19 protein-coding genes are annotated in these 20,033 nt (G+C 69.0%); 8 read left to right on the top strand and 11 right to left on the bottom strand.

Features of this window, described 5'->3' with window-relative positions; all coding sequences use genetic code 11:
- Window positions 1–135 precede the first annotated feature (135 nt).
- Window positions 136–1,074: a hypothetical protein gene (locus tag ACFO8M_RS21660; RefSeq protein ID WP_387979443.1), complete on the top strand. Its 939-nt coding sequence runs from the start codon at window positions 136–138 to the stop codon at window positions 1,072–1,074.
- A 61-nt stretch (window positions 1,075–1,135) separates the two neighbouring features.
- Here the strand turns inward: ACFO8M_RS21660 and ACFO8M_RS21655 are convergent, their stop codons facing one another.
- The 3 genes from ACFO8M_RS21655 to ACFO8M_RS21645 all read right to left on the bottom strand — a co-directional run bounded on the left by ACFO8M_RS21655 (window position 1,136) and on the right by ACFO8M_RS21645 (window position 2,631).
- Complete coding sequence (locus ACFO8M_RS21655) at window positions 1,136–1,570, bottom strand: DUF5130 family protein (RefSeq protein ID WP_387979440.1); 435 nt, start codon at window positions 1,568–1,570, stop codon at window positions 1,136–1,138.
- Window positions 1,557–1,817 (bottom strand): aa3-type cytochrome oxidase subunit CtaJ, encoded by a 261-nt coding sequence (gene ctaJ, locus ACFO8M_RS21650; protein WP_387979437.1) that lies wholly within the window; start codon window positions 1,815–1,817, stop codon window positions 1,557–1,559. Before ctaJ ends, ACFO8M_RS21655 begins: the two co-directional genes overlap by 14 nt.
- Before the next feature lie 292 nt (window positions 1,818–2,109).
- The gene (locus tag ACFO8M_RS21645) at window positions 2,110–2,631 is read right to left on the bottom strand and encodes an HNH endonuclease (protein WP_387980775.1); all 522 of its coding nucleotides are present in this window, start codon (window positions 2,629–2,631) and stop codon (window positions 2,110–2,112) included.
- Between the two features lie 292 nt (window positions 2,632–2,923).
- Between ACFO8M_RS21645 and ACFO8M_RS21640 the strand changes: the two genes are divergently transcribed.
- Window positions 2,924–3,958: a mechanosensitive ion channel family protein gene (locus ACFO8M_RS21640; RefSeq protein ID WP_387979435.1), complete on the top strand. Its 1,035-nt coding sequence runs from the start codon at window positions 2,924–2,926 to the stop codon at window positions 3,956–3,958.
- Window positions 3,959–4,034: 76 nt separating this feature from the next.
- Window positions 4,035–4,463, top strand: a complete 429-nt coding sequence (locus tag ACFO8M_RS21635) for a globin (RefSeq protein ID WP_387979432.1) — start codon at window positions 4,035–4,037, stop codon at window positions 4,461–4,463.
- Between the two features lie 91 nt (window positions 4,464–4,554).
- On the opposite strand, the gene ACFO8M_RS21630 is transcribed toward ACFO8M_RS21635, so the two are convergent.
- The 5 genes from ACFO8M_RS21630 to ettA form a co-directional block, all read right to left on the bottom strand.
- A complete protein-coding gene (locus tag ACFO8M_RS21630; protein ID WP_387979430.1) occupies window positions 4,555–5,388 on the bottom strand; it encodes a hypothetical protein in 834 nt (277 codons plus the stop codon).
- A 136-nt stretch (window positions 5,389–5,524) separates the two neighbouring features.
- Window positions 5,525–6,322, bottom strand: coding sequence for a type III secretion system chaperone family protein (locus ACFO8M_RS21625; RefSeq protein WP_387979427.1), 798 nt, complete (start codon window positions 6,320–6,322; stop codon window positions 5,525–5,527).
- A gap of 343 nt (window positions 6,323–6,665) precedes the next feature.
- A complete protein-coding gene (locus ACFO8M_RS21620) occupies window positions 6,666–7,229 on the bottom strand; it encodes a hypothetical protein (protein ID WP_387979425.1) in 564 nt (187 codons plus the stop codon).
- A gap of 7 nt (window positions 7,230–7,236) precedes the next feature.
- Window positions 7,237–7,638, bottom strand: a complete 402-nt coding sequence (locus tag ACFO8M_RS21615) for an acyl-CoA thioesterase (protein ID WP_387979423.1) — start codon at window positions 7,636–7,638, stop codon at window positions 7,237–7,239.
- Window positions 7,639–7,640: 2 nt separating this feature from the next.
- Window positions 7,641–9,320 carry an energy-dependent translational throttle protein EttA gene (gene ettA, locus ACFO8M_RS21610; protein WP_387979422.1) on the bottom strand — a complete coding sequence of 560 codons (1,680 nt, stop codon included), beginning with the start codon at window positions 9,318–9,320 and terminating at the stop codon, window positions 7,641–7,643.
- A gap of 162 nt (window positions 9,321–9,482) precedes the next feature.
- Here ettA and ACFO8M_RS21605 point away from each other — a divergent pair, with 162 nt between their 5' ends.
- The 3 genes from ACFO8M_RS21605 to ACFO8M_RS21595 all read left to right on the top strand — a co-directional run bounded on the left by ACFO8M_RS21605 (window position 9,483) and on the right by ACFO8M_RS21595 (window position 15,478).
- Window positions 9,483–10,913, top strand: coding sequence for an alpha,alpha-trehalose-phosphate synthase (UDP-forming) (locus ACFO8M_RS21605; RefSeq protein WP_387979420.1), 1,431 nt, complete (start codon window positions 9,483–9,485; stop codon window positions 10,911–10,913).
- Between the two features lie 65 nt (window positions 10,914–10,978).
- Window positions 10,979–13,585, top strand: coding sequence for a trehalose-phosphatase (gene otsB, locus ACFO8M_RS21600; protein WP_387979418.1), 2,607 nt, complete (start codon window positions 10,979–10,981; stop codon window positions 13,583–13,585).
- Window positions 13,586–13,651: 66 nt separating this feature from the next.
- Entirely contained in the window at window positions 13,652–15,478 is a 1,827-nt protein-coding gene (locus ACFO8M_RS21595; protein ID WP_387979416.1) for a protein kinase domain-containing protein, read from the top strand.
- Window positions 15,479–15,709: 231 nt separating this feature from the next.
- Here the strand turns inward: ACFO8M_RS21595 and ACFO8M_RS21590 are convergent, their stop codons facing one another.
- On the bottom strand, window positions 15,710–16,060 hold the full coding sequence (locus ACFO8M_RS21590; protein WP_360414250.1) for a hypothetical protein: 351 nt from the start codon (window positions 16,058–16,060) through the stop codon (window positions 15,710–15,712).
- A gap of 393 nt (window positions 16,061–16,453) precedes the next feature.
- Here ACFO8M_RS21590 and ACFO8M_RS21585 point away from each other — a divergent pair, with 393 nt between their 5' ends.
- Window positions 16,454–16,966 carry a DUF3145 domain-containing protein gene (locus tag ACFO8M_RS21585; RefSeq protein ID WP_387979414.1) on the top strand — a complete coding sequence of 171 codons (513 nt, stop codon included), beginning with the start codon at window positions 16,454–16,456 and terminating at the stop codon, window positions 16,964–16,966.
- Between the two features lie 270 nt (window positions 16,967–17,236).
- On the opposite strand, the gene ACFO8M_RS21580 is transcribed toward ACFO8M_RS21585, so the two are convergent.
- Window positions 17,237–17,884 carry a mycothiol-dependent nitroreductase Rv2466c family protein gene (locus tag ACFO8M_RS21580; RefSeq protein ID WP_387979412.1) on the bottom strand — a complete coding sequence of 216 codons (648 nt, stop codon included), beginning with the start codon at window positions 17,882–17,884 and terminating at the stop codon, window positions 17,237–17,239.
- Between the two features lie 100 nt (window positions 17,885–17,984).
- On the opposite strand from ACFO8M_RS21580, the gene ACFO8M_RS21575 reads away from it, so the two are divergent.
- On the top strand, window positions 17,985–18,881 hold the full coding sequence (locus tag ACFO8M_RS21575; RefSeq protein WP_387979410.1) for a helix-turn-helix domain-containing protein: 897 nt from the start codon (window positions 17,985–17,987) through the stop codon (window positions 18,879–18,881).
- A gap of 188 nt (window positions 18,882–19,069) precedes the next feature.
- On the opposite strand, the gene truB is transcribed toward ACFO8M_RS21575, so the two are convergent.
- Window positions 19,070–19,978 (bottom strand): tRNA pseudouridine(55) synthase TruB, encoded by a 909-nt coding sequence (truB, locus tag ACFO8M_RS21570; RefSeq protein ID WP_387979408.1) that lies wholly within the window; start codon window positions 19,976–19,978, stop codon window positions 19,070–19,072.
- Window positions 19,979–20,033 lie beyond the last annotated feature (55 nt).

The raw sequence follows: 20,033 nt of genomic DNA, 5'->3' as shown, positions 1-20,033 counted from the left end.
GGGCTCCGGGGCCGCCGCGCACAACAGCGGTCCCGGAGCCCCGAGTGCTTTTCACACCGTTGATAAGCTCGCCGTATCCGCCCCCTGTGCCTCCCCAGGCGATCCTGCGCTTTCGAAAAAGAGGAGAGAGCCGTCTTGTCCGCGCTTTTGCCGGTGGCCGTTCTGAGCGCCACCTTGGTCGCGTTGTTCGGAATCGTCCTGCCGCTCTTGCTGCTCGGGCCCGTGCTCGCCTCGCGCACCCGGCCGCAGCCGCAGCAGTTGATGTTCGCCGTCGTGCTGCTCATCCCGACCGTGCTCATCGGGTCGGGCTTCATGGCCTGGTGGGCGGTCGACTGGCTGCGCCGCTATGACGTGCCCGCACCCGAGATGGCAGGGATCGCGCTGGTCGCGGCGGCCGTGATCGGGTTGATGGCGCCGCTGCGCCTGCCGGGTGGCAACGGGCCGTTCTGGCTCAAGCCGCTGCTGGGTCTGGCTTCGGGCGTGCTCGTCCCGATGTCGGTCATCTGGTCGGTCGAGGCGGGTCTGCACGAGGTCGCCGCGGGCGGCATCGGCGTGCTCGTCCTCGCCGCGCTCGTCGTGGTCTTCCGGATCGTCGCGAAGCCCCTCGCCGACCGGCGCCAGGTCAAGCAGGTGCGCAATTCGGTGCGGCGGTTCCAGGGCCAGCTGGTGGACGTCACCGACGCGGCCTGGAGTCTCTCGAGCGCGCGCGGCGACGCGAACCGGATCGTGCTCACGTACAACGGCGAGTCCGGCGGGAAGAAGCTCGGGGCGGCTCTGATGCTCAAGCGCGACATGGAATGGGTGCCGAAGGCCAAGGAGAACGAGTCGGCGGTGTTCGAGCTCGCGAAGGGGCTCAACGGCCAGCCGACCGAGGCCGTCCTGGCGCAGAAGCAGCTCGGTGCGCCTTCGACGTTGACGATGCGGATTCCGGGGACGACGATCCTGTCGATCCGCGAGACCGTGGCCGATTCGCTCTCGTGGGTCGAGTTCATCGGGAAGCTCGAACTCACCGATGCGGACGACCTGCTGAAGCGCCAGTTCCCCGAGAAGGTGGGGAACGGCGACGCGAAGTAGGCGGTAGACGAAAGACGGTGGCCCGGAAGCCGAAGCTTCCGGGCCACCGTTGTCTCTAGGTCTAGCGGCTCGCGGCGGTCTCCGCGAGCATGCGCAGGCCGGTGATGATGCCGCCGGCCAGCTGTCCGGCCCCGAAGGAGGCCTCCATCGAGAAGACCACGAGGGCCGCGGAGCGGTCCGGGATCTTCTCCTGGGCGAGCTTGCCCGTCACGATCTCCATCTGCCGCTGCTCGGGCGAGACGGCGATGAGGACGGAGCGGTCGGGGTCGGCGAGCTTGTCGTGCAGCGCCTCGGCCGCGCCCCGGATCGGGTCGTGCAGCGAGCCGACGTAGACGCTGTAGTGCAGGCCGCCTCCGTCGCGCTCGGCCACGGAGAGGGCCTCGTCGATGTGCAGCAGTTCGCGGGTGTCGAAGGGGCCTTCGAGGACGGCCGGCTGGACGTCCTCGGGGCTCTTGTCGACGCCTTCGACGATCGCGATCTGGTTACCACTTGCCATGCGAGCCTCCCTTGGGTCCACTGGCGACGGTCTCGGCGCCGTGCGCGCCGGATTCGAGTTCGGCCAAGCCGGACTCGCCTGCCACCGCGCCATTGCGGGCGACGAACCACACCGGTTTGAAGTTGTAGGGCTCACCCGCGCGGTAGCGGGACTGCGGCCTCGGGTGCCGCAGGAAGATCACGGCGAAGACCGCGACCACAACCAGGATCGGGGCGCCGAAGAGAATCAGCAAGTCCTGGAACGTCATGTTGCTCCCCTAAATACAGGTACAGGGTGACCGGCCGATTGACGGCTGGCAAGCGGGCGCCGTGACCGGCCATTTTGCGGCTGGCGAGCGGACACCGCCACCATGCCCCACAGACTAATCCAATTACGCCCCTCACATCGCCGCAGGTGGTAACTCCGTGCGTCCGGTCGCACGACGGCGGAACCCGTTGGCGCGAAGGGTCTTGCACGCGAACGGGGCCCGCCGACGGTCCGAGGACTTCATCGGCGGGCCCCGTTCGTCCGATGGCGGCGGGGGGGTGCTTGCGGGCCCCCTACGAGAGCCGCGCGCGCTCCCTTCCGTGGCGGGGAAGCCAGGCCTCCCACGCCGGGTCGGGACGCCGTTGACCGCGGAACCCCCGCAGCTGCCAGCCCGAGGGCGGCCTGGGCGCCCGGGGCAGTCGCCAGCCCATCTCGGCCAGCGACTTGTCGCTCTTGCGGTGGTTGCAGGGCGCGCAGGCGGCCACCACGTTGTCCCACGTGTGCGTCCCGCCGCGCGAGCGGGGCACCACGTGATCGATGGTCTCGGCCGCCGCGTTGCAGTACACGCACCGCCAGTCGTCGCGGGCGAACACGCCGCGCCGCGAGGGACTGGAGCCGACCTGCCTCGGGATCGGTACGTACCGCTTGAGGCGCACCACGGAGGGGATCGGGATGTGCATGGTTTCGGAGCGCAGAAAACCGTCACCAGGAGTGACGGTTTCGGCTTTGCGGGTGAGCAGCAGCACCGCCGCCCGTTTGACTGGTATCACGCACAGCGGCTCGTAGCTCTGGTTCAGGACGAGGGCGGAGCCCAGCGTGGCAGCATTGTGCGTGAACGGGTTCGGGAGCACCCCTGGGGCAGGGTCAGCGCCGTCGAGCGTGCTCCTATGTCGAGGACCTATCACGGTGATGTACCTCCAAGCCATCGGTCCCGTCAAGTTTGACCTAAATCTCAGAAAATTGCACCCTGGTTGCGTGGGATCTTGGATGGCGCGCGAATATCGTCTGTGCGAACCCTGAGTGACACCGGATCGGACAGACGTCCGTAAGGGTGCTCCAGGCCGTGAACGAGGCGGCCGCGCGACTATGACCTTGAGAAGGACGAACGTGGAACTGCTTGCCGCCACCGAGGAGGCTTCGCCCTGCGACGCGGGCTTCAACTCCTGCTCACTGCTGTGGAACATCTCCGGCAACGACGGATTCGCCGTGGACGGCGGCGCCGTGCTCGACAAGATCGGCCAGGTCCTGCTCATCATCCTGGCGGCCTTCTTCCTCCGCTGGCTGGTCAACCGCGCCATAGGCCGCATCATCAAGCAGGTCACCTCGATCAAGGGCCCGCAGTCGATCGCCGACCTCGCCGACAAGCTCGGTTCCGGCAACGCCCGGCGGGATGAGCTGCTGGGCGACCGCAGCGACAAGCGGGCCGAGACCCTCACCGGCGTGCTCCAGCACGTCTCCGGGATCGTCATCATGACCGTGGCGTTCATGCTGGTGCTCAGCGCCTTCAACGTGAACCTCGCGCCGATCCTCGCCAGCGCGGGCATCGCGGGCATCGCGATCGGCTTCGGCGCGCAGAACCTCGTGCAGGACTACCTGGCCGGGATCTTCATCCTCATCGAGGACCAGTACGGCGTGGGCGACAACGTCGACGTGGGCGACGCGACGGGCACCGTGGTGGACATGGGCCTGCGCGTGACGACGCTGCGGTCGCTGGACGGCACGCTCTGGTACGTGCGCAACGGCCAGATCCTGCGGGTCGGCAACTCGAGCCAGAGCTGGGCGTATGTGGTAGTGGACACACCGCTGCCGCCGACGGCGGACATCGACCGGGCCGGGGAGATCATCACCGAGGTCGCCGCGTCGTTCGTCGACGACGAAGAGTGGAGCGACAGCATCCTCAAGGAGCCCGAGTACCTCGGCCCGATCGAGATGACGATCGACGAGATCAAGGTGCGCCTGGGCGTGCGGACGACCTCGGACCAGCAGTGGGCGGCGGGCCGTGAGCTGCGTCGCCGTGTGAGCGAGGCGCTGCGCGAGGCGGGTGTCACCGACCTGGCCGCGAGCGGGCGGATCTACGTGCCGCGCACGGCAGCGAACCGCGGGGCCGCTGGTGCGGCCGGTGCAGCCGGGACGAATCCTTAGGTGATGTGCGGCCCATTCGGTGTGACGCGTGCCGGATCGGCTTCCCAGTCGGTCCCGCCCTTGGCACGATTGGGAGATGCCTAGTGACAGCCCGCGCGCAGTCGTGCCCCTGACCCCGACGGGTCAGCCCGCGCCGACCCAGTCCTTCTACGAGGCTGTGGGCGGCGAGGAGACGTTCGAGCGCCTGGTGAACGCGTTCTACGCGCAGGTGGCCGACGACCCGATCATGCGGCCCATGTACCCCGAAGAGGACCTGGCCCCGGCCGCGCGGCGGCTGAAGATGTTCCTGGAGCAGTACTGGGGCGGGCCGCACACGTACTCCGAGGAGCGGGGCCACCCGCGCCTGCGGATGCGCCACGCCCCTTATTCGATCGGCGAGCGCGAGCGCGACGCCTGGCTGCGCTGCATGCGCCATGCGATGGACGAGGTCGCGCTGGCCGACGAGTACGACAAGGTCATGTGGGAGTACATGGAGCGGGCCGCGGACTTCATGCGGAACAACTAGACGGAACCTGTTCCGCGCCAAGGCGACTGAACATGAACGGAGCGGCGGGGGTACTCCCCCCGCCGCTCCGTTTCTCGTTGCTCTGCTCAGATCAGGCGAGGCACTGGCGTTCGACCTCGTCGTAGAGCTCGTCGTGGGCTTGGGCCCATTCCCGGTATTCGTCGCTGGCGAGGTCTTCGAGGGTTTCGATGGTGCCCGGGTACTCGTCGTCGATCAGGATGTCGAGCGCGTCGGAGCAGACCTGGCGCTGGTCGGCCTCCTCCTGGAGTGTGTCGCGCTCGAGTTCGAGGGCCACGATCTCGTCCTCGAGCTCGTCGCGCTGCGTCGAGGTCTCCTCGAGTTCCGCGCTCGTCGAGTCGTACTCGTCGGACTTCTCCGAGAAGAGGACGCCGAGGGTCGCCGCGGCGGCCCCCAGCGCGATCGCGATCACGGTGAGGACGATCGCGGGCACGTTGCGGCGCTTGGGCGGGAGCATCAGCACGGGACCGGTCGGCGGCCCGACGAGCGGGCCGGTGGGCGGGCCCATCGGCGGCGGGGTCATCGTGTAGCCCGGCGCGGGCTGGGCGACAGGCGACAGGTTCGGCTGCGGCATGGCGCCGGGCTGGGCGGGCGGGGCTGGGTAGGCCGAGGCCGGCTGCGCGGGCGGCGCCTGCAGTTCTCGAGGCGCGGCCGGGGCCTGGGCCGCCTGCTCGGCGAGCAGGTCGGAGGTCGGTTCGGCCGGGGGCTGCGACGATGCGGCCGGGACCATCTTCACGGTCGTGTCGGCCTCGGGTTCGAACGCGGACTGGGACGGTTCGGCGGGTGTCGGGACGGCGATGCCCACGGCTTCCGGTTGCGGTGCTTGGGCTTCGGGCTGCGGAGTGAGGGGGCTTTGAGGCGCGGGGACCGGGGTCGGGTCCTGGGCGCCAGGGGGTTCGAGGGTCATGGGGAATCCATCCGATTTGGAGTTGTGGGTTCCTCACGATCGTACCGGTCCAAAGGGGAGAGCACCTGCTCAAAACGTCGCCCCGGGCTCCGATGGGAGCCCGGGGCGAGGTGCAGAACGGTTGAACCGGGAAGGTCTAGAGCAGTTCGCCCTCGAGCCACTCGACGAATGTGCCCGATATCGCAGTGCCGCAGTCGATGAGCTCTTCGAGCAAGGCGGTGGTGATGCCGGGGCGCACGGGGACCTGGATCTCGCCGAAGACCGGGAGCGCGCCCGATTCTGTCGGCTCGCCGAGGTAGGCCTTGAGGAAGCGGCGGGTGCGGTTCCACTCGTTCATGGCCGCGTAGCCGCGCTCGGCCCACTCGCGCGGGACGGTCTGGTAGGCGCGGGCGCGCAGGACCAGTATGTCGGCGTCGGGGCCTTCGGCGCGGACCTGGACGATGTGGCGCTCCCAGAGGGCCACGATGCCGCCGTTCTCGTCGACGAGGTAGCGGATGTCGAGGTTCTTCAGGGCCGCGATGATGCGGTCGGAGTCGAGCGGGCCGGTCTCGTCGGCGGCCTCGGCAGCCGCGTCGGCGGCGATCTGCTCGAGGTCGGTGATGAACTCCGGGTCGATCTCCTCGAGGTCCCGCTTGATCAGGTGCCAGCGGTCGACCTCGGAGATCTGCTCCTGCTCGGGGCCGATGAGCAGTTGCTCGGCGGTGAGCTCGTGACGCAGCTCCCTCGAGGCGTACTCGAGCTCGACGTCGTACTCCTCGGTGTCGTCCTCGGCGTCCTCGTGCCGTTCGGCGCGCGGGTTCGGGACCGCGCTCGGTTGGCTGCCGCGCGCCTGGGCGCGTTCAGCCGCTCCACCGAGCTCGCTGTCGGCTTCCGCGACCGCCTCGGCGATCGACTCTTGCTGTGCGTCGCGTTTTCTGCTGCGCCACCATGCCATGGTGTTGTCCGCCTTCCCACCCAAAATGCGAATCACTGGCAGTGCTTGGGTAATACGTTGGCATTCATGCTGAGCTGAACCATTGATTGTGATTGGTTGTGCTTCGCGGGGGCATAGCCAAGTTACGTCGTGTTGCAGTGAGCAGACTAGGACTCGGGACCGACATGGCACAACCGTCAGGCAATCCTGACCAAAAGTATGAACCGTCGCGCGTTTGTTCGCAGGCCCGTACGGGGTACTGTCACCGGTTTCATATGTATCAGAACGGGAAGGCCCGTCCCATCCTCCGGACGTCGGTTATCCGTCACCGAATAGCGTGACGTCACCGTGTGTTCCGAATCGGTCACAGCATGGGCAGGCCGCGGTCGCGGTCCCAGACGGCGCCGTAGGTGGCGGCGAGGCCGACGCGGCGCCCCGCCCTGAGGACCCGCACGGGGTCCTCGCCGAGGAACCCCATGCGGCACAAGGCGGCCACGAGTCTGACCTCGACCGGATAGATCCGGCCTTCGTGCTCCACGCGCAGGGCGACGTGGTCGAGCATGGCGTCCCGCAGGCGCCGGTCGCCGATGCCCTGGCCGCGCCGTTCGCGCAGAGCCTGGGCGGCCTTGCGGTCGATGTCGGCGATGTCGGCCGCCGGGACGGACTCGACGGCCGTCCACGGCTGCTGCGGCAGCCGCCCGCGCCATGCGGCCACGGGCTTGGCGACCGGGGCGTCTTCGGCGGCGAGGTCACCGGCGCGGTAGACCCCCTCGGGCAGGTCGCTGGCGGCCTCGCGCACGGCGAGGGCCCCGATGGGCAGGGCGGCCCAGAGTCGGCCGCCCTGCACGAGCACAGGGGCGTCGGGATCGAGCCGGGCGGCGCGGGCGGCGAAGGCCGCTACGTCCCCGGCGGACGTTCCGTGGTTCATGGAGGCGTCAGTCGGTCCACTGCTCGAGGTACGCCCGCTCCTCCGCGGTGATGCGCCTGGGCCGCTGGGTGGCGACGTCGAAGGGCACCATCACGGTCTTGGCGCGCAGCGCGAGCTTGTCGTTCGCGGTGAGCTCGTAGGCGAAGCTGAACGAGGAGTTCCCGATCCGCTCGACCCAGAGCTCGACGCGGGTCTCGGCGGGCACGACCACGGGCAGCAGGAAGTCCACCTCGTGGCGGGCCACGACGACGCCTTCGCGGAAGCCCGGGATCCCGGATTCCGCGGCGGCGGAGAACATCATCGCGACCCGGGCCTCTTCGAGCAGCACCATGAACTTGTTGTTGTTCACGTGCCCGAAGGCGTCCATGTCCGACCAGCGCAGGGCGACATCGGTCTTGAAGCGCGCCACGGCTAGTCCCGGGTGAGCTTCCGGTGCGTGACGCGGTGCGGGTTCGCCGCGTCGGGGCCGAGGCGCTCGATCTTGTTCTTCTCGTAGGACTCGAAGTTGCCCTCGAACCAGAACCACTTCGGCAGGCCGTCCTCGCCCTCGCCCTCCCAGGCGAGGATGTGGGTGGCGACCTTGTCGAGGAAGGCCCGGTCGTGGCTGATGACCACGGCGCAGCCGGGGAATTCGAGGAGCGCGTTCTCCAGGCTGGAGAGGGTCTCGACGTCGAGGTCGTTGGTGGGCTCGTCGAGCAGGAGGACGTTGCCGCCCTGCTTGAGGGTGAGCGCCAGGTTCAGGCGGTTGCGCTCGCCGCCGGAGAGGACCTTCGTGGGCTTCTGCTGGTCCGGGCCCTTGAAGCCGAACGCGGCGATGTAAGCGCGCGAAGGCATCTCGACCTTGCCGACCATGAGGTAGTCGAGGCCGTCGGAGACGGTCTGCCACACGGACTTGTCGCCCGCGAGGCCCTGCCGGTTCTGGTCCACATAGGAGATCTGGACGGTGCCGCCGATGTCGACCTTGCCCGAGTCGGGCTTCTCGAGGCCCACGATGGTCTTGAACAGCGTGGTCTTGCCGACGCCGTTGGGGCCGATGATGCCGATGATGCCGTTGCGCGGCAGGTTGAAGTCCAGGCCGTTGATGAGCGTCTCGCCGTCGAAGCCCTTGACCAGGTCCTTGACCTCGATGACGGTGGAGCCCAGGCGCGGGCCCGGCGGGATCTGGATCTCTTCGAAGTCGAGCTTGCGGGTCTTCTCGGCCTCGGCGGCCATCTCCTCGTACCGGCCGAGGCGGGCCTTGGACTTCGTCTGGCGGCCCTTGGCGTTCGAGCGGACCCACTCGAGCTCGTCCTTGAGGCGCTTCTGGAGCTTGGAGTCCTTGCGGCCCTCCACCTTCATGCGCTCGGCCTTCTTCTCCAGGTACGTGGAGTAGTTGCCCTCGTAGGGGTAGGTGCGGCCGCGGTCGAGCTCGAGGATCCACTCCGCGACGTTGTCGAGGAAGTACCGGTCGTGCGTGATGGCGATGACGGCGCCGGCGTAGGCGGCCAGGTGTCGCTCCAGCCAGAGCACGGACTCGGCGTCCAGGTGGTTGGTGGGCTCGTCGAGCAGGAGCAGGTCGGGCGCCTCGAGCAGCAGCTTGCACAGCGCGACGCGGCGGCGCTCGCCACCGGAGAGGTTGACGACGGGCCAGTCGCCGGGCGGGCAGCGCAGGGCGTCCATGGCCTGTTCGAGCTTGGAGTCCAGCTCCCACGCGTTCGCGGCGTCGAGCTCCTCCTGGAGGCGGCCCATCTCGGCCATGAGCTCGTCGGTGTAGTCGGTGGCCATCTCCAACGCGATCTCGTTGAAGCGGTCGAGCTTCGCCTGGATCGGCGCGACGGCCTCCTGGACGTTCTCCATGACCGTCTTCGACTCGTTCAGCGGCGGCTCCTGCGCGAGCATGCCGACCGTGGCGCCGTTGGCGAGCTTCGCCTCGCCGTTGGAGACCTGGTCCTGCCCCGCCATGATGCGCAGCAGGCTCGACTTGCCCGCGCCGTTGGGGCCGACCACGCCGATCTTCGCACCCGGGTTGAAGTACAAGGTGACGTCGTCGAGGACGACTTTGTCACCGTGCGCCTTACGCGCCTTTTCCAAGGTGTAGATGAACTGCGCCACGCTGATCCTTCGCTTTGGGACGAGCCGTACTGAACTGACCGGTCTCAATGATGTCAAGTCCCGGGGGCGAACCGCCAATCGGGCCGTCACGGGGCCCGTCTGCGTCACCGCGACCGTTCGACTACCGGCCCCGGTAGGCTTGCGAAAAGGAGGAAATACGAATTGAGCAACGCATCCTTCATTGTCGTAGCCAACCGCCTCCCCGTCGACTCTGTCGTCGACGACGAGGGAAACCGAACCTGGCGCCGATCCCCTGGCGGCCTCGTCACCGCCCTCGAACCAGTCCTCCAGGCCAATCGCGGCACCTGGATCGGATGGGCCGGCACCGCCGGCGAAGCACCCGACGCCTTCGAATCCGACGGCGTGACCCTCATGCCGGTCGCGCTGAGCGAGGAGGAGGTCCTGCGCTACTACGAGGGCTTCTCGAACGCCTCACTGTGGCCGCTCTACCACGACGCGGTCGAACCCCGCGTCTTCCGCCGCTCCTGGTGGAAGTCCTACTACGAGGTCAACGAGCGCTTCGCGGAGGTCTGCGCCCGCGAGGCCGCCCCCGGCGCGGTCGTGTGGATCCAGGACTACCAGCTCCAGCTCGTCCCGGGAATGCTGCGCGAGCGGCGCCCGGACCTGCGGATCGGCTTCTTCCTGCACATCCCCTTCCCGCCCGTGGAGCTGTTCATGCAGCTCCCGCACCGCATGGAGATCCTCAAGGGCCTCCTCGGCGCCGACCTGGTCGGCTTCCAGCGGCCGCTGGCGGCGCAGAACTTCCTCGCGCTCACCCGGCACCTCCTCGGCTACCGGCCACGGGGCCACTACGTCACCGTCGACGACCGGCTCGTGCGCGCGGACGCCTTCCCCATCTCGATCGACACCGCTCACAACGAAGAGATCGCCGGCACCGAACGAGTCCGCCAGCGCGCCAAGGAGATCCGCGCCGAGCTCGGCGAACCCGAGACGATCATCCTCGGCGTGGACCGACTCGACTACACCAAGGGCATCGAGGTGCGCCTCAAGGCGTTCCGCGAGCTCCTGGAGGACGGCCGGCTGCAGGTGCCGAACGCGGTGATGGTCCAGGTCGCGACCCCCAGCCGCGAACGCGTGGACCAGTACAAGGCGCTGCGCGAACGCGTCGAACGCCAGGTCGGGCGCATCAACGGCGAGTACGGGCAGGTGGGCCTGCCCGCAGTGCACTACCTGCACCAGTCCTTCGACCGCTACGAGCTGGCGGCGCTGTACCAGGCGGCCGATGTGATGGCGGTGACACCGTTGCGCGACGGCATGAACCTGGTCGCGAAGGAGTACGTCGCGAGCCGTGTCGACAACCGCGGCGCGCTCGTCTTGAGCGAGTTCGCCGGTGCCGCAGGCGATCTGCGGCAAGCGTTCCTGGTGAATCCGCATGATTTGACCGATTTGAAAGACGGATTTGTGACAGCGGTGAATGCGCCGCTCGACGATAAGATGAAGAGGATGCGCGCCATGAGGCGATATTTGCGCAAGCACGACGTGAGTCGTTGGGCCCGCAGTTTCCTCACAGCGCTAGGAGTTCCGGAGCGCAGCGCGGCGTACAATCCGGGCAGCCCGCCTGCCGAAGTCTGATACCCGGCGGTCGGGCGGCAGGCACAGACATTTTCGCAACGACGGTGTTGGAGAGATACGCCACGATGACCGCACCAAGCCTTGAGGGCCACGCTCCAGACAGCGCGTCGGAGGACTTCAGCTCCTCCGACGAGCTGCGCTCGGCCCTCACCTTGCTCGCACGGGTTCCGCAGCTGCTGATCGCGTGCGACTACGACGGCACACTCGCGCCGATCGTCACCGACCCCTCGCAGGCCATGCCGCTCCCCGAATCGGTCTCGGCCCTGCGGACGCTGGCGAACCTGCCGCAGACGAAGGTCGCGGTCATCTCCGGTCGTGCCCTGCGCGACCTGGCGGCGCTGTCCCGCCTGCCCTCTGAGATCCATCTGGTCGGATCCCACGGGTCCGAGTTCGACGTCGGCTTCACCCGGGCGCTCTCCAGCGAAGACCAGCGGTTGCGCGACAAGCTCGTTGCCGAGCTGTCGGCGATCGCGGAACGCTATTCGGGCGCCCGGGTCGAGCCCAAGCCCGCCGGTTGCGCACTGCACGTCCGGGAGTGCTCGGAGCAGGACGCGCGGCGCGCCGTCGAGGACGTCCACGAAGGACCGTCCACTTGGGACGGCGTGCAGACCACGGAGGGCAAGGCGGTCGTCGACCTGTCGGTGGTCACCACCCACAAGGGCGACGCCCTCGACAAGCTGCGCCACCAGCTGGGGGCTTCGGCGGTCCTCTTCCTGGGCGACGACGTGACCGATGAGAATGCGTTTGCGCACTTGCATGGACCGGATGTCGGCGTCCGCGTCGGCCCCGGCCCCACCCGCGCCGCCTACCGCATCGGCGACCCCGAGGACGTGGCCAAACTCCTCGCCCGCCTCGTCGACACCCGCCGCGCCTGGCTCCAGGGCGAATCGGCCCAGCTCATCGAGCGGCACACGATGCTCGCCGACGGCGCCAACCACGCGCTCCTCACACCCGAGGGCCGCGTCACCTGGATGTGCCACCCGAAGCCCGACTCCGGCTCGGTCTTCGCCGACCTTCTGGGCGGCGAGCACGCCGGCCACTTCAGCGTGCAGCCGGTCAACGCCGGCATCCCCCTCGGCCAGCGCTACGTGTCCGGGACGATGACCGTCGAGACCCGCTGGCCGGGCCTGTCGGTCACCGACTGGCTCGACTCCGCGCCGCGCCGTCGCGGCGACCTCAACGCCACGGTCCTCGTGCGCGAGATCAACGGCGAGGTCCCCGTCAAGATCACGTTCGCGCCCCGCCCCGAGTTCGGGCAGCTGCCCGTGCAGCTCCAGCCCGTCGGCGACGACGGCCTGCAGGTGCTCGGCGGCCGCGAGCCGATCTGCCTGCGCTCACCGGGCGTGGACTGGCACATCGAGTACGACGGGCAGCACTCGCTGGCCGTCGCGGTCGTCGACCTCGCCGCGATCGGCGGGTCTCTGGTGCTCGAGATGCGCGCCGGCACCGCCAACCTCGGCGAATGGTCGCCGGCGGTCAAGGTCCGCCGCCGCACCACCGAGGCCGGATGGCGCAACTGGTCCGACTCGCTGCGGCTCCCCCGCGTGGAGACCGAGATGGTCACGCGCTCGGCCCTGGCGCTCAAGGCCCTCTGCTACCAGCCCACGGGCGCGATCCTCGCCGCCGGCACCACCTCGCTCCCCGAGGAGCTGGGCGGCGTCCGCAACTGGGACTACCGGTTCTGCTGGATCCGCGACGCCGCGATGACGGCGAACGCGCTGGTCGACCTCGGCTCGCTCCAGGAGGCGGAGTCGTACTTCGCGTGGGTCGCGGGGATCATCGAGCGCACCGCCGGGCACCCCGAGCGGCTCGCGCCGCTCTACGACATCGAGGGCATGCCGCCCTCGCCCGAGGCGATCATCGACACGCTCCCCGGTTACGCCGGGGCGCGCCCGGTGCGCATCAACAACGCCGCGTCGAACCAGGTCCAGCTGGACGTGTTCGGCCCGGTCGCGATGCTCGTCGAGGCCGTCGCGCAGCGCCGCGGGCACCTGACGGACTTCGAGCAGCAGGTCATGGGCAGCATGGTCGAGGCCGTCGCGAAGCGGTGGCACGAACCCGACCACGGCATCTGGGAAGCCCGCCAGGCCCCGAGGCACCACGTGTACTCGAAGGTCATGTGCTGGGTGACCGTCGACCGCGCGATCAAGGTCGCCGACCAGTTCGGGATGGAGTCGGGCCCGGACTGGCACGAGCTGCGCGACCAGATCGCGAAGAACGTGCTGGAGCTGGGCTGGAACGACGAGGCCGGGGCCTACACGGCCGCGTACGGTCACGACGACCTCGACGCGGCCTCGCTGTGGGTGGGCCTGTCGGGGCTGCTCGCGGCGGACGACCCGCGGTATCTCAAGACCGTGCTCAAGATCGAGGCCGGGCTGCGTTCGGGCCCGACGGTCTACCGATACCACCGCGACGACGGCCTGCCGGGCACCGAGGGCGGGTTCATCATCTGCGCCGCATGGCTGGCTGAGGCGTACTTGCAAGTGGGCCGCCGTACCGACGCCGAGGAGCTGTTCGAGCAGATCCTCGCGTGCGCCGGGCCGACGGGCCTCCTGCCCGAGCAGTGGGACCCGATCGCCGAGCGCGGCCTGGGCAACCACCCGCAGGCGTACTCGCACCTGGGCCTCATCCGGGTCGCGAATCTGCTGAACGGCCAAAGCGGACGCATCTGAGGCATCCTCAAGGCGAGGGCTACTCTGTTCAGGACGACAACTGCCTCCTGACAGGATGCCCTCGCCTTGAGCTCCTCCACTCCTGCCATCCCCGGCTACCGCGACTTCGAGATGGTCGCGCACGGGTCGACCGCGTTCGTCTACCGCGCCGTCCAGGAGCGCCTGGACCGGACGGTCGCGGTCAAGGTCCTGCTCGTCGACGACGACATGACCACCGCCGACTCGGTTGAGAAGGAACTCGAAGCGACCGTAGCGGTCTCGAACCACCCCCACATCGTCTCGATCATCGACACCGGGCACACCGACACGGGCCAGCCGTACATCGTCATGGAGTACTGCGAGGGCGGTTCGTACTCGGCGATCCTGAAGGCCGGCGGCCCGATGCCGGTCGACGACGTCATCGACGTCGGCGTCAAGATCGGGCAGGCCCTGCAGGCCGCCCACAACGCCGACATCCTCCACCGCGACGTCAAGCCCCAGAACATCCTGCGCGGCCAGTACGGGCCCGCCTTGGCGGACTTCGGCATCGCGCGCACGCCCGCGTCCCTGGCCGCGACCGCCGCGATCGACAAGCTCACGCCGCTGCACGCCTCGCCCGAGGCGCTGCTGCGCCAGGCGCAGACGTCGGCGAGCGACCTGTTCAGCCTCGCGTCGAGCATGTGGCACCTCCTCGCCGGGTACGCGCCGTTCGCGAACCCCGAGGGCGGGACCGACCCGGACACGCACCGCGAGCGGGTCACCTCTGACGCGCCGCCGCCGAAGCTCCCCCGCGAGGACGTCCCGGAGTGGCTGGAGGGCCTGCTCGTGCGCGCCCTCGCGCGCGACCCGGCCCGCCGCCAGGCCTCGTGCCAGGCATTCGCCGAGGAACTCCAGCGCGGCATGTACGGCGGCGGAGTCGGCAAAGCCGCGGCTCCCGCGGTCATCGGCGACGTGAGCAACGAGGAGACGGTCTACCGGCCCGAGGTCGCCTCGCGCGGCACGAGGGCGCCACTGGACCCGTTCGCGCCCGTGCAGCCGATGCCGCAGCCCGAACGGGGCGGCACCCTCGGCAGCGGCGTCACGGGCGGTGGCACCGGCGGCTACGCCTCGGAGCTCGGCCACGCGATCGACCCGCGGTACGCGCAGCTCGACGGCGGCACGCACGGCGGGCCGATTTCAGCCGCACCGTTCTCGGGCGCCCCCATGAGCGTGCAGCCGTTCTCGGGGGCGCCGCAGATCGCCCCGTATTCGGCGCCGCCGCAGGCGCCGGTGAGCATGCAACCGCCGCCGGCGATCTGGACGAAGTACCCGACGGAGCCTCCGCGAGGCGGCTACCAGACGACGATGGAACCGAACACCCCCAACGTGCGGGACCAGCCGGTGCCGGTGCAGCAGGTGGTGTTCGCGCCACCGGTGATCGGCCGCGACGGTGCGAAGCAGCGCAAGACCAAGGCGTACAAGGCCCCCAAGCAGATCCAGCCGCGGCAGAAGGACGAGCGGAGCCTCAAGTCGTACGTCTACCTCGGGCTCGCGATCACGGTGCTGCTCGGCGGGATCATGACCATGTGGCTGTGGCTGCTGACGCCGAACAAGGGCGGCGAGGACCTCGACCAGGCGAACACCGACGGTTCCGGTGCGGCCCAGGAGGTCGTGATCGAGTCGTGGAACGAGGGCGAGGTGTCGCTGACCTGGTCGGCCGCCGAGGACAGCGAGAACCTCCGGTACATCGTCTTCGCCCAGCGCGTCGGCGACGAGAAGGCCGAGGCGCTCAACCCCGACGGCACCACGGAGACCGCGTTCACGGCGGCGGGCCTGATCCCCACCGAGGACTACTGCTTCACCGTGGGGCTGCTGCGGAGCGTCGACGACGTCCCGATGTCCCAATCGGTGTGCACCGCGGATCTGGCGGATTAAACCGCTCACCCCAATGGGGATCGTCCGATCGGGGGAGGCGCACGCCTTCAAGGGGCTTATTCGGAGTGCCTTCGAAAAAGCGTCGAATGGCCATTGTCGAACAGGCGATCGAGCAATTCCATCACTCGAAGACCGACGCCCTGCCGCGCCCGCCCGCCGGCCGCGAATGGGCAAGAAAAATGCGCCCCACGCCCTCTCGGGCATGGAGCGCGAAGTTCGCGGGTGCGAAACCTAGGCGGCGACGGCCTCGGCGGCGAACGCGTCCGCCTCTTCGAGGGTCTTCAGGGTGGTGTCCCAGCCCTGCTCCGCGGGGAGCTTGGCCGCGAGGCCCTCGATCTCGGCCTTGATCTTGGCGCCGTGACCGGCGGCGGCGAGGGCCTTGACGGCCTCGGTGAACGCCTCGGAGCCGGTGGCCAGGTGCAGGGTCTTGCCGTTGGTCAGGTTGCGCAGGTACACGTGCTTCCCGTTGTTGAGCGGGATCAGGTACTTGAACTCGCCGAGGACGTTGAGTCCGCCAGCGGAGCCGCCCTTCTGGCCGGCCTTGACGGAAGCGCGTGCTGTCTTGGAAGTGTTGGCTGCCACGCCGGTCTCCTCACCATGTCGTTACGACGTATCTTCGGCCCGGCGCAGGGAGAGCAGCTCGAAAGGCGGGCTCTGAACCTGGGTTGGACCACAAAAGAAAACCGACAGTCCGCCGGTCATGCGCAAGTCTAGCTCAGGTGCGCGCTGCGGCGACTAGCACACGTACCGGGTGTGACGCATCGAATGATCGAAAAAGTGAGCCCGCGGAGCGGTTTAAGCCTAGCGCGATGCTTTCGAAGCTGTCAGTATGTAACTGAGCGGAATAGCGCGCCGGGTTCGAGTTCATCCCACTCTCATCCCGGCCGATGCTCGTTGCACGACTTCAAGTCGTGTCGAAATGACCACAAGGAGTGAGCCAGTACTCAGAGACGCCGATTCCCAAGGAGGTGCGCGATGCAGACACGCGGCGTGATCTACATCCACTCCAGCCCGCCCGCGGTGTGCCCGCACGTCGAGTGGGCGATCGGCCGTGTCCTGGAACGCTCCGGCTCTGCCGCGAACCACGGTGTGAAGCTGGGCTGGACTCCGCAGGACGCCGAGCGCGGCACCTTGAGCGCCGAGCGCGCGTGGAGCGGCTACGCCGGCATGGGCGCCGAGTTCGCGAAGGCCCTCGCACAGTGGCCGATGCTGCGCTTCGAGATCACCGAGGACCCGAGCGCGGGCGTCGACGGCGAGCGCATCATGCACGTCCCCGGCCGCGGCGTCTACCGCGCCGCGATGAGCGCCGGCGGCGACATCATGATCGCCGAGGACCGCATCCGCGCCCTGCTCGCGACCACGACCAGCGCCGAGGCCCTGCGCAACGGGCTGGACCAGCTGCTGGGTCTGGAGTGGGACCGCGAACTGCGGCCCTTCCGCCAGGCCGCGGGCGGCACCGAGCAGTCCTGGCTGTCCCAGGTCGGCTGAACGAGACGGAGTTCGGGCCCCGCGCGGATCGCGCGGGGCCCGACGCATTGTCATACCCGCGCCCCGCGCCCCGCGCCCCGCGCCCCGCGCCCCGCGCCCCGCGCCCCGCGCCCCGACGGATTGTCGTACCCGCGCGTCATCGTTGATTCGGGGGCGATCGCATTCGGACACACCCGACCCCGGGGGCCGGTCCCCCGCGCTGACGCGACTCACCCGGAAACGCCGATGCCCGCAACGCCATGCGTTGCGGGCATCGGCGTTCGTGCCGCCCTAGAGGTCGGCGGTGAGGTTGTCGAAGTTCGGGCCTTCGGTGCGCGAGCGCTTGAGCTCGTAGAAGCCCGGGGTCGTGGTCACGGCGTAGACGCCGTCCCACAGCTTCGCGGCGGCCTCGCCCATCGGGGCGGGGGTGACCACGGGGCCGAACAGGCCGACCTGCACGCCTTCATCGTTCTCCACCGCCACCACCGGAGTGCCGACGTCGGTGCCGACGAGGCCGATGCCGCGCTGGTGCGAGGCCTTGAGCTTCTCGTCCCATTCCTCGGTCTTGCCGGCGTCGGCCAGCTCGGCCGGGAGGCCGACGGCCTCGAGCGCGGCGGGGATGTAGACCTCGGCGTCCTTCTCGCCGCCGAGGTGGATCCGGTTGCCGAGCGCGGTGTAGAACCGCCCGAGGGTCTCGTTGTCGTACTGCTGCGCCACAGCGGTCGCCACCCGCACCGCGGGCAGGGTCTTCGGCATGAGTTCCTGATACTTCTCGGGGAGCTGGTCGAGGTTCGGCTCGTTGAGCACGTAGAGGCTCATCACGTTCCAGCGCACCCGGATCGGACGGAGTTTCGCGGCCTCGATGATCCAGCGGGAAGTCATCCACGCCCAAGGACAGGCGGGGTCGAACCAGAAGTCGACGGTCTTGGTTTCAGCCATGGGCCTACACTACTTCAAATTTAAACAAGTTCGAAGGCGGCTCGACCCTATGATCGAGAGACACAATGGAACCACGATAAACGGGATAAACTTGCCCTCGATGCTGGTGAATACGCGACAAGATGACATAACGGGCCGCCACTTCGCGCCCGCTTCGGAGCCGGCCCCGTACGACGGCCGCGGCCCTTCGATCGAGATCCTCACGCTCTCGCGGCTGCGCGCGAGCGGGGCCGCACCCGATCTGGCCCGACCGTTCCGGTCTGACCGGCACTGCTTGCTCACCCTCACGTCGGGCGCCATGCGGCACGCGGTGGACTTCGCCGAGCACGCCGTCGCCCCCGGCCAATGGCTGTGGGCGCGCCCCGGGCAGGTGCAGCAGTGGACCGGACTCGACCGAGCCGAGGGCACTGTCATCCGCTTCGCGACCGAGTTCTTGGATCCTGACACGGCCATCGGCGTGTGCGTAGACGACCCGCACGCCCCGGTGCTGCGCGCCCCGGCGAGCGAGGACCACGCGCTGCTGCGCGCGGCGACCACGCAGTTGCAGTGGGAGCACTCGGCCGACAAGCTGCCGCTGGACACCCGGTTGCAGGTGCTGCGGCATCTGCTCGCCGTGCTCGTGCTGCGTGTGGCGAGCCTGCCGACGCCGCAGGCCGGACCCGAACCGAGCGAGGTGTACCTGGCGTTCCGCGACGCGGTGGAGCGGGACTTCGCGAACTCGCGCCGCCTCAGCGACTACGCCGAGTCGCTCGCCTACTCCCCCAGGACGCTCTCGCGCGCGACACTCGCGGCGGCCGGGATCCCCGCGAAGGAGTTCATCGACCGGCGGGTCGTGTTGGAGGCCAAGCGAATGCTGGCCTGCTCGCCAATCCCGGCGGCACGCATCGGCGAACGGCTCGGCTTCAGCAGCGCCACGAACTTCAACAAGTTCTTCGCCCAGCGAACGGCCCAAACCCCGATCGCCTTCCGCGCCTCAGTCCAACACCAAGGGCGCTGAACAGCGCCATCGCTCGAATGTCGAACCGCCACTGAACTGCGGCAACGCTCGAATGTCGGACCAGTGTGGGAGTGTGGTCCTTTTCGGTTGGTCGGAGGCGGATGCGGGTGGGAAGGGGCATGCCCTATGTCCGAAGCCGCCCGCGCGGCGCGCATGAGACTCCTCGCCGAACACCAGCCGGCGCGACCTCAACTCGCGGCGGCGAACACCGTCTCAGGCTTAGCCTGGTCGCCCTTCTCGATCATGACCGCCAGCAGATCGCCGTTCTCACCGAGCACGGCGTAGCGGCCTTCGATACCGGCCGCTTCAAGGGACTTGCCGTACGACAGCGCCTTGGCCTCCGCCTCGGTCGCCGTCCGCGTCGGCATGAGCCGCGCGGCGGCCTCGCCCATCGTGAGCGCCCCGAGCGGCTCCCCCGCCGCAGAGCGCTCGGCGAGCGTCTCGAGCGTCGCCGCCGTGTCGAGGCCGAAGCCGCCGATCCTGGTGCGGCGCAAGGCGGTCAGGTGCCCGCCGACGCCGAGCGCGTCGCCGAGGTCGCGGGCGATGGCCCGGATGTAGGTACCGGAGGAGCAGGAGACGTCGATGTCGACGTCGATGAACGCGCCTTCGCGGCGGATCGCCTCGATCTCGATGGCGGCGATCGTGATCCGCCGGGCCTTGAGCTCAACGGTCTCGCCGTCGCGCACCCGCTTGTAAGCGCGCTGGCCGTCGATCTTGACGGCGCTCACGGCGCTCGGCACCTGGTCGATCTCGCCGGTCATCGCCGCGAGACCCTCATGGATCGATGCATCGGCAATCGCGGACGCGTCGGCGCTCGCGGTCACGTCGCCTTCGGCGTCGTCGGTGACCGTGGCCTGTCCGAGGCGGATGGTCGCGGCATAGGACTTGTCCAGGCCCGACACATAGGTCAGCAGTTTGGTGGCCTTGCCGACGGCGACGATGAGCACGCCGGTCGCCATCGGGTCGAGCGTGCCGCCGTGGCCCACCTTGCGGGTGCCGCAGATGCGGCGCATCCGGGACACCACACCATGCGAGGTGATGCCCTGCGGCTTGTCGACGACGATGAGGCCCGGCTGCACGGGCTGAGCGTTGGTCACGGTCGTAGAGGCTAATCGCGCCCCGGACCGCGATCGTCACACGGGTGGCTACTGG

Origin of the sequence: Glycomyces rhizosphaerae (genome assembly GCF_042647865.1) — a bacterium.
Classification (GTDB): domain Bacteria; phylum Actinomycetota; class Actinomycetes; order Mycobacteriales; family Micromonosporaceae; genus Glycomyces; species Glycomyces rhizosphaerae.
The sequence above is the reverse complement of the archived record's forward strand: the minus strand, read 5'-3'. Positions and strand labels throughout refer to the sequence as shown.

Bases quoted from the DNA above. Each gene is read 5' to 3' on its own strand.
- ACFO8M_RS21655 (WP_387979440.1), bottom strand. From the start codon at position 1,570: ATGGCAAGTGGTAACCAGATCGCGATCGTCGAAGGCGTCGACAAGAGC.
- ctaJ (WP_387979437.1), bottom strand. From the start codon at position 1,817: ATGACGTTCCAGGACTTGCTGATTCTCTTCGGCGCCCCGATCCTGGTT.
- ACFO8M_RS21635 (WP_387979432.1), top strand. From the start codon at position 4,035: ATGCCTAGTGACAGCCCGCGCGCAGTCGTGCCCCTGACCCCGACGGGT.
- ACFO8M_RS21630 (WP_387979430.1), bottom strand. From the start codon at position 5,388: ATGACCCTCGAACCCCCTGGCGCCCAGGACCCGACCCCGGTCCCCGCG.
- ACFO8M_RS21625 (WP_387979427.1), bottom strand. From the start codon at position 6,322: ATGGCATGGTGGCGCAGCAGAAAACGCGACGCACAGCAAGAGTCGATC.
- ACFO8M_RS21620 (WP_387979425.1), bottom strand. From the start codon at position 7,229: ATGAACCACGGAACGTCCGCCGGGGACGTAGCGGCCTTCGCCGCCCGC.
- otsB (WP_387979418.1), top strand. From the start codon at position 10,979: ATGACCGCACCAAGCCTTGAGGGCCACGCTCCAGACAGCGCGTCGGAG.
- ACFO8M_RS21585 (WP_387979414.1), top strand. From the start codon at position 16,454: ATGCAGACACGCGGCGTGATCTACATCCACTCCAGCCCGCCCGCGGTG.
- ACFO8M_RS21580 (WP_387979412.1), bottom strand. From the start codon at position 17,884: ATGGCTGAAACCAAGACCGTCGACTTCTGGTTCGACCCCGCCTGTCCT.
- ACFO8M_RS21575 (WP_387979410.1), top strand. From the start codon at position 17,985: ATGCTGGTGAATACGCGACAAGATGACATAACGGGCCGCCACTTCGCG.